At 56.6% G+C, this 14,969-nt stretch carries 8 protein-coding genes; 6 read left to right on the top strand and 2 right to left on the bottom strand.

Annotated elements, in window-relative coordinates:
- Positions 1–480 precede the first annotated feature (480 nt).
- The 3 genes from I4V53_RS09620 (at position 481) to I4V53_RS09610 (ending at position 3,944) form a co-directional block, all read left to right on the top strand.
- Positions 481–2,547: an elongation factor G gene (locus I4V53_RS09620; protein WP_195985482.1), complete on the top strand. Its 2,067-nt coding sequence runs from the start codon at positions 481–483 to the stop codon at positions 2,545–2,547.
- A gap of 273 nt (positions 2,548–2,820) precedes the next feature.
- Complete coding sequence (locus I4V53_RS09615) at positions 2,821–3,336, top strand: hypothetical protein (protein ID WP_195985481.1); 516 nt, start codon at positions 2,821–2,823, stop codon at positions 3,334–3,336.
- Positions 3,337–3,407: 71 nt separating this feature from the next.
- On the top strand, positions 3,408–3,944 hold the full coding sequence (locus I4V53_RS09610; protein ID WP_195985480.1) for a hypothetical protein: 537 nt from the start codon (positions 3,408–3,410) through the stop codon (positions 3,942–3,944).
- 247 nt (positions 3,945–4,191) lie between these two features.
- Here I4V53_RS09610 and I4V53_RS09605 read toward each other — a convergent pair whose 3' ends face one another.
- Positions 4,192–10,548 carry a CBM35 domain-containing protein gene (locus I4V53_RS09605; protein WP_195985479.1) on the bottom strand — a complete coding sequence of 2,119 codons (6,357 nt, stop codon included), beginning with the start codon at positions 10,546–10,548 and terminating at the stop codon, positions 4,192–4,194.
- 296 nt (positions 10,549–10,844) lie between these two features.
- Here I4V53_RS09605 and I4V53_RS09600 point away from each other — a divergent pair, with 296 nt between their 5' ends.
- Entirely contained in the window at positions 10,845–11,480 is a 636-nt protein-coding gene (locus tag I4V53_RS09600; protein ID WP_195985478.1) for a DUF4830 domain-containing protein, read from the top strand.
- Positions 11,481–11,555: 75 nt separating this feature from the next.
- On the opposite strand, the gene I4V53_RS09595 is transcribed toward I4V53_RS09600, so the two are convergent.
- Positions 11,556–12,557: an ROK family protein gene (locus tag I4V53_RS09595; protein ID WP_195985477.1), complete on the bottom strand. Its 1,002-nt coding sequence runs from the start codon at positions 12,555–12,557 to the stop codon at positions 11,556–11,558.
- 186 nt (positions 12,558–12,743) lie between these two features.
- Between I4V53_RS09595 and I4V53_RS09590 the strand changes: the two genes are divergently transcribed.
- Positions 12,744–13,472 carry a pseudouridine synthase gene (locus I4V53_RS09590; protein ID WP_195985476.1) on the top strand — a complete coding sequence of 243 codons (729 nt, stop codon included), beginning with the start codon at positions 12,744–12,746 and terminating at the stop codon, positions 13,470–13,472.
- Positions 13,473–13,686: 214 nt separating this feature from the next.
- Positions 13,687–14,799 (top strand): ABC transporter ATP-binding protein, encoded by a 1,113-nt coding sequence (locus tag I4V53_RS09585; protein WP_195985475.1) that lies wholly within the window; start codon positions 13,687–13,689, stop codon positions 14,797–14,799.
- The last annotated feature ends 170 nt before the right edge of the window (positions 14,800–14,969 follow it).

Genomic DNA, 14,969 nt, shown 5'->3' with positions numbered 1-14,969 from the left:
TCATTTTTGTACCTCCTTTTAAGATTTCATTTGCTATTTTTAATCGCCCCTGTGCACCGAGGCAATTAATCCAACTGAAAAAATTTATTCTGTAATTATAATTTAGCACTTTTAAATATCCCTGTCAATAATACTTTAAAAATATTATTTTTTCGTATTAATAGACAGCTTTCGTCTATTGCTTTTTGCTGAATTGATATATAAAATAAGAAAAATACGCATTTTTAATACTTCACGTTAGAAAATAAATCTGATCAAAGGCATATTGGGGAAAATGGAAAAGGGCAGAATAGAAAGGAAATAAGCAAATTTATCTGTAATTGACGCGCATTCTGCCCAGTATTTGCAAAAACTTTCTGTTTGATTCTGTTAAATTTCACTTTTTGCTTGTAATGGTTGTGAGAATGCGATATAATTGTTATTAATTTGATTGAACAATTGTAAAGTTGTACCAATCACCCCCTGAAAGGAGTTTTTTAAGTGAAACTGTACAATGCGAAAGATATTTTGAACATTGCAATCGCGGGGCACAGCGGCTCCGGAAAGACCTCTATTGCGGAGGCCATGCTTTACCTCTCCGGTGCGACGGACCGTTTCGGGAAGGTTGGAGAGGGCAATACCGTATGCGATTATGATGCGGAGGAGATCAAGAGAAAAGCAACCATCAGCGCGGCAGTGGCCCCGCTGGAGTGGAAGAATCATAAAATCAACCTGCTGGACGCACCGGGCCTGTTCGATTTTGAAGGCGCGATGTGCGAAGCGGTCCGCGCGGCGGATTCTGTTCTGATCGCGGTTTCCGGCAAGGACGGCGTGGCGGTCGGTACGGAAAAGGCGGTTGCGGCGGCGGATGCGCGCGGCCTGGCAAAGATTTTCTTTGTCAACGGACTGTGCGACGAGAGCGCGCGTTTTTACCGCGTGTTTGAGGATCTGAAGGGCAGTTTCGGCCCGTCCGTGTGCCCGGTCGTCGTTCCCTACATAGAGGACGGCAAGGCGAATATCTATGTCAATATTCTGGAATATAAAGCGTACGATTACTCCAACGGCAAGCCCGTGGAGGTCGCGATGCCCCCGATGGGCGACCGTCTGGAGGGCTTGCGCACCGCGATTTATGAAGCGGTTGCGGAGACAAGCGACGAGATGTTTGAAAAATATTTCTCCGGCGAAGCCTTTACGCCGGAAGAAGTCATCGTCGGCATCAGCAAGGGCGTCAAGTCCGGCGCGATCAGCCCGGTGTTCTGCGGCGACGCGCTCCTGATGCGCGGCATGGAGCAGTTCCTGGACGGCCTGACCTGGCTGGCCCCCTCCGCGCAGGAGAAGAGCGCGGAGATCGGCGCGGACATCGACGGCAATCCGGTGGAGCTCTCCGTCAATCCGGACGGCGCGACGGCGGCGATCGTCTTTAAGACCATTGCGGACCCGTTCGTCGGCAAGATGTCCTTCCTGAAAGTGATTTCCGGCAAGGTGGCGACGGATTCCCAGCTGGTGGATATGCGCACCGGCAACACCGAGCGCATCGGCAAGGTGGTCATGCTGCGCGGCAAAAAGCAGGAGGAAATGAGCTGCATCACGGCGGGCGATATCGGCGTTGTATTAAAACTGGGCGGCGTCGCCACGGGCGATACCCTCTGTTCCCCGACCCGCAAGGTCACGCTGGAGGGCATCACCTATCCCGTTCCCACGCTCTCCCTGGCGATTGTCCCGAAGAACAAGGGCGACGAGGATAAAGTGGCGCAGGGCGTCTTCCGTCTGATGGAGGAAGACCCGGTCATTAAATTTGTCAACAATGCGGAGACGCATCAGATGGTTCTTTCCGGCCTCGGCGAGCAGCATCTGGACGTGATTGTCTCCAAGCTCAAGAATAAATTCGGCGTGGACATCACGCTGGAGGAGCCGCGCGTGGCGTACCGTGAAACCATCCGCAAGAAGGTACAGGTACAGGGACGCCATAAGAAACAGACCGGCGGACACGGCCAGTTTGGCGATGTTTGGATCGAATTTGAGCCGTGCGACAGCGAGGGCCTCGAGTTCGGCGAGCGCGTCGTCGGCGGTTCCGTACCGAAGGGGTATTTCCCGGCGGTGGAAAAGGGCTTGCAGGACTGTATCGTACACGGACCGCTGGCGGGATATCCGGTGGTCGGCCTGCGCGCGACGCTGTACGACGGCTCTTACCATCCGGTGGATTCTTCCGAAATGGCGTTTAAAATGGCGGCAACACTGGCCTATAAGGCCGGTATGCCGATTGCCAGTCCCGCGCTGCTGGAGCCGATCGGCACGCTGCGCGCGACCGTTCCGGATGCGAACATGGGCGACATTATGGGTGAGGTCAACAAGCGCCGCGGCCGCGTTTTGGGTATGGAGCCCGCGGGTGAGGGCCAGCAGACCGTAGAGGCGGAAGTGCCGATGGCGGAGATGCACGACTTCTGCACCTATGTGCGCCAGGTGACGCAGGGACGCGGCAGCTTTACATTTGACTTTACACGCTATGAGGAGGCGCCCGCGCAGGTCGCACAGAAGGTCATCGAGCAGGCCAAGGCCGACGCGGAGTAATACAATCCATATAAGAAGTGCATTAAAAAAACAGATCAGGCGCTGTATCACAATTGTTATGATATATAAGAGTTAGTTAAATTTGACGGCTCTCCCGCTAAAAGCGGGAGAGCCGTTTTTTACTGCCAATCTCTTGTGCAAAACGCGCATGGTGGTACAGCGCTTTTCGTTTTAATCAGAATTTAACCAAAGCAACATCTTGCTTTAATGAGAAAGCGGTATCCTTCCTTTGTCAGAAAAAATGAGAAAGACAGGAAGGAACGATTCATTACTATGCAGGAATCATCCAATCACAAGTTTATTAAAACAGCGTTGCTGGCCTTCTGCATGCTGGTGCTGCTGGGCGGCGGAATTTTTGTAGGCATACAATACCAGAACTGGACGGCTCCGCCGGCGGTCGCTCCGATGGAGCAGGAACTGGACGAGACGGCCAGGGACTGGGCCGGAACTGTGCCGCCGGAGCAGGGCGGCGAAAGCCAGCCGGGCATCAAGATTCCCGGTTATGCCTCTATCTCCATTCCGGCCAACGAGCAGGACGTCAGGATTTCCCTGCTGAACCCGGAGGAAAACCCCTGCTATTTTACCTTTGAACTGGTGCTGGACGACACGGGCGAGACGCTCTATTCCTCCAAGCTGGTGGAGCCGGGCAAGGCAATCCAGGAACAGACGCTTTCCCGTTCGCTGGACGCGGGCGAGTATGGGGCGACGATTAAGATTTCTACCTTTTCGTTAAAGGATCAGGTGCAGATGAATGGGGCGAACGTAAAGACCAAGCTGATGGTGGTTTGAGCCAATCCTCATCCTGTCCTTCCGGACAGAATGTTTTGATAAATCATTTCAAATAAATGGAGGAAGTCAAAATGAAAAAAATGGTAAGCTTCTGTATGGCGGCGGTTCTGGCTGCGGCGATGTCCACCACATCGTTTGCCGCGACAAAGGCGGTCAATCCCGGGTCTGTGGAATTTAATCAGGATTCCTTTACAGGGGGAGAGGTCGGCGTCGAGCTGGAGTACGAGGCGGTTGCGGAGCCGACATACACCATCACCATTCCGATGGGACTTGAGCTGGTTAAGGGCGGAGCGACCTCCACCTTTAAGGCGGAGGATATTTCCAACCTGGATGGAGGCAAGGTCGTGATGACGATCGTCAGCACCCGCAAGTCCGGTATGCCGGCGGCTTGTCCGGATTTTGCGCTCTATCGCGGGCACAACTACGTTCCCTATGAAGTGCAGGGCTTTTATGAAGACGGCAGCTCCAGAATGGTCCGGGAGCTGAACAAAGAGGTTCTCTCCTTTAATAAAGACGGAGAATACAAATACCGCGTGATTCCCGCCTCGGTCATTCCGGAGACCGGCACCTACTGGGGCAACCTGACCTTCCAGTTTGATATTGTCTGATATTCAAATACCTGAACGATCCTATTCCATAATCCTACTTTGCAGGGAGCTGTTGCGGCGATTGGGCCGGAACAGCTTTTTTGCGCGCGTTGATTTTCACAACGGACAACGGCCCCCGCGCACTTGCGCGGGGGCCGTTGTCCTGCAAATGGGAAGGGTACAGAAAAGAGGTTCCTTTCAAAACAGGACCGTTTTAAGTGCTGTTTTAAAAAGAGGCGTCTCTCTCAAGCAGCCTGAAAACCGTTTCTCAGCCGATTGTTACAACGCAATGCCGCTGTGGTTCTTCGTGGGCTGTAGTGGTGTACACACCGGTGCTCTGGCCCGGGATGCCGGTTGCATAGATCCGGAAATAATAGTCGCTGCCGATGCGCGCTATAAACTGCGTTTTCAGAACCTGCCCATTGCCGACGGTAAAGTTCGGCGCGGAATGACCGGAAGCCGTTATTTTAAAGCAGTAGGCCTGTCCGCGCGTCAAGGTGAGATCGGCAGTCGTGTCGCAGCGCACGGAACCGTTTTCCGGTGCGCCGCCCTGCGCGGAGACAATACCGGAAGCGCCGTAAATGTTGCCACGCGGCGGAACCGGTTGGCCGCTCTTTTTCCCGGAGGGGGCTGGACGGCCCGCGGGAACCAGGCTGTTCTGTGCGGCACGCGCGCGTTCCACTGCTCTGTCAACGGCGGCCTGCCGGCTTTCGTCCAAGGTATCATCGGCCAGGATGCGTTCCAGATCCGCCATCGCGGCGGCCACACGCGCGTAGCTTTGTTCGGTATAGTCCGCCGGATGAAGCGCTTTCAGCGCGTCCAATACGGCTTTTAATTCGGTCTTGTCCGCTCGTTTGCGGAGCGCGGCCATTGCATTTGTAAGCGCCTGCGCCGTCGCGTCGATTGCGCTCTGTGAAGCGTTCTGCTCCAGGGCGGCGGCTTCATACAGTGCCGCAAAGAAAGCTTCCTGTCCGTCCGGAAGGAATTTGCCCGCCTCGATTTCCGCCGCAGTCTGCTCCGCGGCGGCGATGAGAGCGTCGAGCGCCGTCCGGTCGGCAAGGCGTTTCAGCGCATGCGCCGCGTCCAGAAGCGCCTGACAGGCTGCGTCGATGTCGCCCGCCAGCGCCTCGGAATCGTCCATGACCGCCAGCGCTTCCTGCAATGCGCCGGCGAATACGGTCCAGGACGCGCCGGTAAAGTCCTCTTCGTTCAGCTGTTCCAGAACGGCAAGCAGGTCCTTCAGCGCACGCTTGTCGCCGGGCTTGAACTCCAGGTAATGGATGGCGTGCAACAGGTCTGCCCAGGCCAGATCAATTTCCGCCTGCGTGGCGAGCGGGTCGTCGATTGTGTCTCCGGCGGCCTGATAGGCGTGCAGGAAAGCTTTTTGAACCTCAGGGATCAGTTGGTCCACTGTGCCATCATCCATATAGGTTTTGGCGTAATGATAGGTCTGTATCAGAATGGTTTTGCTTGTCAGCTCAAACAGGAAGTGCAGCTGGACGGGCTCGCCCGCGGCGGTAAAGTCGTAGGTGTACGAGGGTTTGCCGACCAGCTCCGTCTGGCCGTTTACCGTCACAGCGCGGAGCGTGCGGTCTTCCAGACGCGGTGTGAAGGTCATGGCGAGGGCGGTTCCGCTCTCCACTTTTTCTGCGGTGAATGTTCCGGTCAGGTCCGCCAGCTTCTGTGGCTCTCCGTTGACCACCAGTGCGACGTCCCTGCCGGAATAGGTTACGATAACGTCCGCGCGCGGGACGGTGAGCGGCGTCAGGTCGATGCAGTCGAGCTGGGCAAAGCTGTTTTCCAGCCCGGAGTGGGTGAAGGTGATGGTATTGGTTCCTTCATTCAGCCGGATGGTCACCTCATAGGTGTGCCAGTCGCCCCAGGTGGTCGCGTTGGGATACGATACAATCTGTGCATGCTCTGCGTCGCCGTTTATAAAGAATTTATGGGATGCGTTCGGGAAGGCTGTGTGGCCGTCCGCCGTGACTGCCATTTTATACGCGCCTGCCACGGGGGCTTCTACCGTGAAGGTAACGGTGGCGTTTTCATTGTCGATGGAGGCCACGTGCTGGCCGCCGGAGGACGCCGCGCCGCCTGCGACTGATGCGGGCGCTGTGACAACGCCCTGCTCCGCTTCATACCGCACCGTCGGGTTTTCCTCCTCAACGGGGAGAACCAGATCGATGCAGTCGAGCTGGGCAAAACTGTTTTCCAGCCCGGAATGGGTAAAGGTAATGGTGTTTTCTCCCTTGTTAAGGGCGACGTTGACCGGGAACTGCCGCCAGTTGAACCAGCCGGTTCCGCCGGGGTAACGGACGACCTGCGCGTTTTCCATGTCGCCGTTTACAAAGAATTTGTGGGATGCGTTCGGGAAGGAGGGATGGCCGTCCGCGGTGATCATCAGTTCATATTCGCCGGCGGCGGGAGCCTCAACGGTAAAGGTTACGGTTGCGTCCCCGTTGTCGATGGACTGAACGTGTTTGCCGCCCGACGAAGCCGGATGGCTTCCCACAAACGCGGGTGCGGTGACAATCGCATCCTCCGCCTCGTAACGGACCACATTGTCAAGCACCGTGACCTGCGCGGATGCGGTCAGACGGTTGCTGTTTACATAAAGCGCGGAGGGGGCGGGCGTTCCGATGAAGGTATAGACGCCCGGCACAGATGGGTCATAGGATGCGCATCTCCAGGCGGAGATTTTTGCGCGCATGGACACGGCGGGTTCCCCGTAAGTGATTTCCACCTCCTGCGGCAGCTTGGCGGCGACGTCGTTCAGAGACAGATATTTTCCAACCCGGATGCCTTCGACCGGTGCGACGCCGGTCAGTGTTGGCCGGGTTTCTCTGCCGGTTTCCGCCAGGCCGGCTTTCAGGCAGTTTCTGGCAAGGTCGTAGTCCATCTCGTTGGGCTCGTCCATCGCAAGGACCCGATCGGCTTCGGCAATGGATTTTTGCAGGCGCGTCCAGGCCTCGTCCGTGTAATCGGCCTGTGAAGCGGAAAGCGCTTCATCGCGTATGTCAAGCAGGGGATTTGCATAGCCGGTCAGATCGGGGCGCACGCCCGGGGTAAACACATATTCGGGGGAATGAATGGTTCCAAACGCGTCGCTCAGGCGCAGGTAACAGGGAATGCCGTTTTCCAGCCCGGTGACGCTGGCTTTGTCACTGGCAAATTTGCTGTTGACGCCATATGTGACGTGGTCATACACGCCCGGAGCGGTTCCATACTCGATTTTCATCTCGCTGGAGGGCCGTTTATAGGCAAGCTGTACGCCTTCGTATACGCTGTAGACGAGGTCGTCGTAGATCATGTCGGTGGGTTCCGCCGGCGTTTCGGTCGCCTCTTTGCGCTCCGCCTCCGTCAGGTTCCGCACGCGGAAGGAAGAAACTTCAAACGCCTTGTTCCAGGAACGCACGCCGACCCTGCCGTTCCCATAGCGGGAATCGGTGAACTGACAGGCTATTTCACCGTCGATGTAGATGAGAATCCGTGCGCCGCAGGCCACGACTTTGACTGAGTAGGTTTCCCCGGCCTGGATGTCGTAAGGGGTGTCTTTGACCAGGTTCCAACCGTATGCGCTGTATCCGAAGCGGATTGCGCCGCTCATCAGGCCGACATAGTAGCCGCGGTAGGAATCGGTTGTGGTGCTCGCGCTTTCGTCGACGTCGGTGACGCGGAACATAATGCCAAAGTCTGCGCCGCCGGCGCTGTCCGTCCGCAGATCCGCCTCGACCGCGTAGTCGGTCCAGGCTTCGTTGCCCGCGACCGCCTTGACGTTTCCGTCGGAAGCAACCTGTATTTTGCCTGTTGTGAAGGTAACGGCGCCCGGGGTGCCGGAGGGGCTCCACCATTTGGCGCTGGCTTCCGAATCGCTGAAATCATCGTAAAAGTCGGCTTTTGGCGCGTCCTCTTCGGCACCGGTTCCGCCGGTCGTGACGGAGACTTCCTCCGACTCGACCGTCCTGCCGTTCAACAGCATGGAGAGCTTGCAATAATAGGTTGTGTTTTCCCGCAGTCCGGTGAGGTTGGCGACATTGGTGCGGAAGCCGGAGGCGGTCGTGGTGTATTCGCCGCTTTCGGTGCCGTACAGCACGCGGTAGAACCCGTCCGCGCGGCTGACGTTGGTTGTCAGGCGGATGGAGGCATCGTCGGACGCTGTTTCCGTGATTTTCGGCTGAACCAGGCGGCCGGTGGGGGTGATTTCAATCTGTTCGATGGTGACGCCGCTTTCTCCAAAGAAACGGATGTTGTTGTACTGCCCATAGCCGAACTGGAACGCTTTGACGGTGGCGCCCAGCATGGAGTCCTCCTGCGCGGGCAGCAGGTCGACCAGATCGTCGATGACAACCGGTTCGCCGCCCTCGGCAAAATCGATTTCCTGATTGTATTTTGCATTGAGATTCAGGCGCAGCCTGCCCGCGCCGCGGTAGTATATTTTAAGCTGATAGTTTTCCGCGTTGGGAACCATCACGTTGTCAAATTCCAAAACCGGTTCGCCGTCCAGCGTTTTGGAAACGGCGTCCCCGGCCTTCCGTATGACCGTTTCTTCCGCGTCCCCCACACTGGGCATCTGTACGATGCGCAGGCGGCTGCAGCCGTAGGGGATCAGCTCAATTTCCTCCTGCAGAGCCGGGTCGGCCTGAATGGGGGAGTAGGGCGGTTCCGGAACCACGTTGTTGAGCAGCTGCCATTCCGGCACAATCTGCCCCGTGGCCCGGATGGTGACGGGGGAGTTGGCGGTATGGAAAGGCTGCAGTGCGATCTCATCCGCAACCGTCACGTCGAAAGAAGCGGATGGATCGCCCGGGTCGTAAACCAGCGCGTAGTTCCACCGGCTGGCCGGAGTCACCTCGCGGGAGGGGAACGCCTTTGTGGGAGCCACGCCGCCGGGACTCGTTTTCAGCACGCGCGGGTCGTCCATTTCGGGGTCCGGCGTGTGCCAGTCTTCTTTAACGTTGATGGTATAGATCAGCGGGCCGCGCTCCACGGCGGTGGCGTTGTTGTACCAGGTGCTGGTGCGGATCTCCATCGGGAAGTCGACGGTTACCACGTCGCCGGCGGTCCACTCGCGGTCGATGGTGAAATAGCCGTTGGAGAGGACTCCCTCCGCCGGTTCGCCGTTGACGGTAAAGGACGGCGATTCGCACCAGTCCGGGACGCGCAGCAGCAGCGGGAACCGCGCGGTTTCCCCCTCGTAGTGCAATGCAATCGCGCCGTCAAAGGGGTATTTGGTCTCCTGGTCAAACACCGCGGTTTTACCGTCCGCGACGTTTGCCCGCACGCGGTTGGGACCGTAGGATACGACCGCCAGGCCGTCGTCCACCGTCGCCATCCACATGTTCTGAATGAATTTGGGCCAGCCCATATGCATGTTGGAGATGCAGCAGGCGTCGCCCGCCGGCGCGGCAAAGGCGCTGCTGTTCCCGTGGTCATGGATGAATTCGTGCGCGCCGTTCGTCGCCATCATCTGGCTCTGCGCCTGGAAATAGTTGTGCGCGGTGAAGTCGGGCGTATAGCCGGCGGGCAGGTTGTTGTAGGCAACCCGTTCCATATCGTCGCCGATCCAGCTGTCGCCCAGGATGCGCATGGCGACGCCGTAGGACTGCAGGCTTTCCACCACGGAACAGAGCTCCGCGCCCACATAGGGCAGGTTGTCGCGTGCCCACTCGTCCGAATTTGCCAGCCCGTCCACGCGCGCGTGGTCGATGCCCATGTTGAATATGCCTTCGCGGATGGCGGTGCGGTCGCGCTCCGAACCGGTAAACTGGTACTGGACCGGCGGGGATTTCATCGCCTGCGTGGTGTTGACCACATGGTTGCGCACCGTGCTGTCGTGGAAAATGGTGGTCCAGTCGTTGTAATTTCCAAAGATGCCGTGCGAATTTTTCATCAGCTCCTGCGCGACCTCAATCAGCCATGCGCTGGACGCCGGGTCCTCCGGATCGCAAACGCGGTTGTAGTACCACAGAACCACTTCGGCGTTGTCCCCCGCGCGGGCGGCTGCCCAGCTGGTCACCGGGTAACCGGGCAGGCGGTCGTGCTGGAATCGGAAGTATTTTTCAAAGAAGGGAAGTACCCGCTCGTCCGGCGCGCCGGTATATTCGGTGTACTCGTAGTAGTCGCGGATCGCTTCGATCATAATCATGCGGGGCCACCAGTCCCAGCCGGCAGCCATGCCATCCCCATCGGCAAGGGGACCGAAAAAGCCGTTTTCACGCTGGTGGTCCAGGCTGAAATCGATCCATTCCATCGCTTTTTCCTGAAGCTCCGCGTCGTCCAGAACGAAGGCCAGAGAGACCAGGCCGCGCGCGTAATACGGTCCGCGTTCCCAGCCGTCCCCGGAGCCGCCGCGCCAGCCGTTGGTGCTCTGGTACATCTCGTACAGGTCGTGCATTTCCCCCGTCATACCGTGTTTTTGCAGTAAAAGCTGTTCTTTCAGCCAGTCCTTGGCCTGTACGGCGCTCATCGGCAGCTGCACGAACGGGGACGGTTCCAGATCGCCCTGATTGGAATAGTAATTCTGGCTGCCAACCCGGCGCGATTCTGTGCGGGCGGCGGCGGGCAATGTCAGGGTGCTCAGCACCATCGTCAGTGCCAGAATGATTGCGGTCAATCGTTTGGTCATAAATGCTTCCTCCCTTTTCGTCTGGTCCTCTTTTTCATCCTTTCCCAGTAGGCGATATGCTGCTGTTGTGTTCAGTATAAACTGCCGGTTTTCCTCTTGTATTTACAAAAATTTAACAGATTTATACGATATTCTGTTAAAATCCTTTTATTCAGCAATCGGAAGAATGAAATTGGTGTATTTGTTTCACATACCAGAAATTGGCAGGTCTTTTTGCGGCAGACGGCATGTTTTTACAGTGCGGGGCATACCTATTAAAGACGAGAAAGCGGCAGGCGCCGCGGGGAGGGATCATTTTGTTTGTCTGTTCTGTAAAAGCGGGTAAGAAAAAGGTTTTTATCGTGGTGCTTGCCGTGGTGCTGGCGGTGGTGACCATCTTTTTCGCGGCGGGAAAGCTGCAGGCGAATTCCGGCGGGGGAAACGCGCAGCCCTATAGCTGTCAGGCTGCGACCAACGAGGAGCGCATCGCGTTCCTTTCGCAGTTCGGCTGGCAGGTCGGGCCGGAACCGTTGGAGATCAAGGAGGTTACGCTGCCGCAGGAGTTTGACGAGGTGTACAGCAGCTACAACGAGCTGCAAAAGCAGCAGGGGTTTGACCTGCTGCCGTTTGCGGGGAAAGTCTGCCGCCTGTGGACGTACGAGGTGACCAATTACCCGGACGCGAACCCGGTGCATGCCAACCTGCTGATCTGCGATAACTTGGTGATCGGCGGAGACATCAGCTCCACCGCGCTGGACGGCTTTATGTGTGCATTTGATACGAAGCCGGAGGCCAATTCCTCCGAGCCGGTGAAGGACAGCGCCAGCATGCCGGCGGAGAGTACCGCCCCGGAGGAAAGCAGCGCGGCGACGGCTGCAGAGCCGGAAGAGGCGCAGCAGACGGAAGCGGCGGTCTCCTCGGAAATTCCGGCCAATGCCTGGCCGACCGACTGAGCGGAAAAACCTTTCACAAAAAACAGGACCGGCGGGGCGACATGCGCCCCGCCGGTCCTGTTCTCTTTTTGGTCATTACGGGAAAATCGATTCGATGGCAAGCTCCACCAGACCGTCGGCGCAGTTCTCTTCAAATTCCGTCGTAAAGTGGAGTTCGGGCGTATTGCCCGCGGGAATCTCCTGTGTGATGTGGAACTGCGGAATGGTGTGCCTGGGGAAGAGCTCTTCCACAAAACGGCGCAGGGCGTTGGTGTCCAGCTCAATGGTGCGGTCGTGGCTTAAAACCAGATACCGCGGGTTGATGACGGAGAGAATCGCCGCGATCTGGCTTTTGACCTCGTCCATCAGGTTATCCTGCGGCGGCCAGACGTTGCATACCTCGCCGGCAAAGCCGGAGAAGCCGTTGATGATTTTTCCGTTGATGATGATGCCCGCGCCGGGGCCGCTGTGGTTGCGGAACAGGTAGGCCATGCTTTCCTGTTTGAGGGAGACTTCGATATGCCTCTTGTAAAACCCATACGCCATGGCGTTGACATCGTTGCAGATTTGAATTGGCAGGTGGCAGCGTTTTTCCAATTCCTCCACAACATTGCATCCTACCAGATAGAACGGCGTGGCCATGTAAACCAGGCGGCCGTCCAGAATATTGCCGGGAAGGCCGATCTCAACCAGGCGGAGATTGGGGAACCGGGTGCGGACGTCGCTGATCAGGTCCGCCGCCTCCAGAATATGCGTTTCTCCCTGGATGGAGATGGCGCCGGATTCCTTTTTCTTCTGCGCCAGGTTATTGACCTGATAGTACAGGCTGTCTGTGGTGAAAATCAGGACCAGCACGTGATGGTAGTCGTATTCCAGACGGTATTTGTCGGAACAGCGGCCGCCGTAGGAAGCCTCCTTTCCGACTTTTACGGCCTGACCGGTTTCCACCATTTCGGCCAGTACCTTTGCGACGGTTGGATGGCTCAGTCCGGAGCCGTTGGCGATGTCCATCTTGGTGCATTCCCCGTATTCCATCAGAAAACGCTTGACGAGTTTTTCATTGCTTTCGCGGATGTCAGTTGCGCGGATTCCTTCCATAGCTGTAAATCCCCTTTCCTGTATATAAGCGGATGGTTTCTTTGTTGACCCTATCGTAACACAGAAAAATCATAAATGCAATACATTTTGAAAAATAATTTTAAAAGTATTTTTAAAATTATTTTTACTTACAGAATGAGATTGTTTTTTCAGGGGAGAACCGATATAATAGGGGACAATCGAGGAATGGAAGTGATCACAATCGAACGTCTGGATAAAGTGCTGGCGTCCCAGAATGTGGGGAGCCGGAAAGAAGTGGGCGCTCTGGTACGGCGCGGCGCGGTGACGGTCAACGGCGCCGTGGTCAAAAAGGCGGATCATAAAGTGGACGCGGACCGCGATGCAATCGAAGTGAACGGACAGCGCCTGTGTGTTCAAAAATATGTATACATTATGATGAATAAGCCCGCGGGCGTACTTTCCGCCGCGCGGGACGGGCGGCAAAAAACCGTGGTGGACCTGCTGCCGCCGGAGCTGCTGCGGCGGGGCCTGTTCCCGGCGGGACGGCTGGACCGGGATACGGAGGGTTTGCTCATCATCACGGACGACGGCGATTTTGCCCACCGGATGCTGGCCCCCAAAAGCCATGTTTTTAAATTATATGAGGCGGAGCTGGACCTGCCCGCCGTGCCGGAAGACGTTAAAGCGTTTGCACAGGGACTGAAACTGGATGATATGACCTGCCTTCCGGCGGAACTGTTCCTGCCGGAAAACGGCACACGGGTGCGGGTGCGGATCCGGGAAGGCAAATTTCATCAGGTGAAGCGCATGTTCCGTGCGGTGGGCAAGACGGTGGTGTATCTCAAGCGGCTGCAGATCGGCGGCCTGGCGCTGGATCCCGCTCTGGAGCCGGGACAGGCCCGCCTGTTGGGCAAAGAAGAGCTTGCCAGCATCTTTTCTGAACATCTTTCATGAAAAAATGCATTGGGATTTGTCTTTTAGCGGATTTACATAAAGTGTTTGTTGCATTTTTGGGTAAAAAACGTCTGTTAAAAGAATAGGGCTTCTGTTATGATAGGGACTATCAATCAAAAACGGGCAGAGAATGCTCAGAAAGCTGCACGCCCAACCGGCATTCCCAGGGGAATCCGCGGGATGGGACACCAAACGCGATGTAGGAGGTTTATATATGGCGGGCTTATCATTGAAACACATCTATAAAGTATACGAAGGCGGCGTCACGGCGGTTTCCGACTTTAACCTGGAGATCGAGGACCGGGAATTCATCGTTCTGGTCGGTCCGTCCGGATGCGGAAAATCCACGACGCTGCGGATGATCGCCGGTCTGGAAGAGATCAGCAAAGGCGAGCTCTATATCGGAGACACGCTGGCAAACGATATTTCGCCTAAGGACCGCGATATTGCCATGGTGTTCCAGAACTACGCCCTGTATCCGCATATGACGGTTTATGAAAACATGGCGTTCGGCCTGAAGATGCACAAAATGCCGAAGGACGAGATCAAACGCCGTGTGGAGGAGGCCGCGGAAAGCCTGGGGCTGTCCGAGCTGCTGGACCGCAAGCCGAAGGCGCTCTCCGGCGGGCAGCGGCAGCGCGTGGCGCTGGGGCGCGCAATTGTGCGCAACCCGAAGGTCTTTCTTCTGGACGAGCCGCTTTCCAACCTGGACGCAAAGCTGCGCGCGCAGATGCGTACGGAAATCAGCCGGCTGCACAAACAGCTTGGCACCACCTTTGTCTATGTGACGCACGACCAGACGGAAGCCATGACCATGGGCGACCGCATCGTGGTGATGAAGGACGGCTTTGTCCAGCAGGTGGATACCCCGCAGAACCTGTACCATCGTCCGGTCAACCTGTTTGTGGCGGGCTTTATGGGTTCGCCGCGTATGAACTTCCTGCCGGTGCAGGTGGAAAAGAGCGGCGCGGGCTACGCATTGCGGTTCGGCGCCTATACGCTGCCGGTCCCCGCGGAAAAAAATGAAAAGGACGCGTTGGCGGCGTATGTGGGCAGGACGGTAACCTTTGGGATCCGTCCGGAGGACGTCCACGATGAGCCGGCCTTTCTGGAGGACGTGCCGGACTGCACGGTGGAGGCCGATGTGGACATGACGGAGCTGATGGGCGCGGAAACCTATCTCTACCTTTCCTGCGAGGGGAATCCCATTACCGCGCGCGTGCGCCCGGAAACAAACGCCGTGGGCGGCGAAAAGCTCCGCGTAGCGTTCGATATGCGCAAAATGCACCTGTTTGACAACGATACGGAACAGGCAATCCTGAACTGAATAAAGAATAAGCCGCGTGATTTGGGTAAAAATACCCAGGACGCGGCTTCTTTGATGAATAAATCGAATTTTTCAGGACCAAAATAGGATTAAGTTGGAAATCCAGCGGCATTTTTCACAAAATTTTTTTTTATTTTGTGATATATAGTTGAAATGTTCCTCAACTTTAT

It is taken from the genome of Clostridium sp. D33t1_170424_F3 (genome assembly GCF_015667585.1).
Classification (GTDB): Bacteria; Bacillota; Clostridia; order Oscillospirales; family Acutalibacteraceae; genus Anaeromassilibacillus.
The sequence above is the reverse complement of the archived record's forward strand: the minus strand, read 5'-3'. Positions and strand labels throughout refer to the sequence as shown.

Excerpts from the sequence above, each read along its gene's own strand:
- I4V53_RS09605 (WP_195985479.1), bottom strand. The coding sequence starts at position 10,548 with ATGACCAAACGATTGACCGCAATCATTCTGGCACTGACGATGGTGCTG.
- I4V53_RS09595 (WP_195985477.1), bottom strand. The coding sequence starts at position 12,557 with ATGGAAGGAATCCGCGCAACTGACATCCGCGAAAGCAATGAAAAACTC.
- I4V53_RS09590 (WP_195985476.1), top strand. The coding sequence starts at position 12,744 with ATGGAAGTGATCACAATCGAACGTCTGGATAAAGTGCTGGCGTCCCAG.
- I4V53_RS09585 (WP_195985475.1), top strand. The coding sequence starts at position 13,687 with ATGGCGGGCTTATCATTGAAACACATCTATAAAGTATACGAAGGCGGC.
- I4V53_RS09610 (WP_195985480.1), top strand. The coding sequence starts at position 3,408 with ATGAAAAAAATGGTAAGCTTCTGTATGGCGGCGGTTCTGGCTGCGGCG.
- I4V53_RS09615 (WP_195985481.1), top strand. The coding sequence starts at position 2,821 with ATGCAGGAATCATCCAATCACAAGTTTATTAAAACAGCGTTGCTGGCC.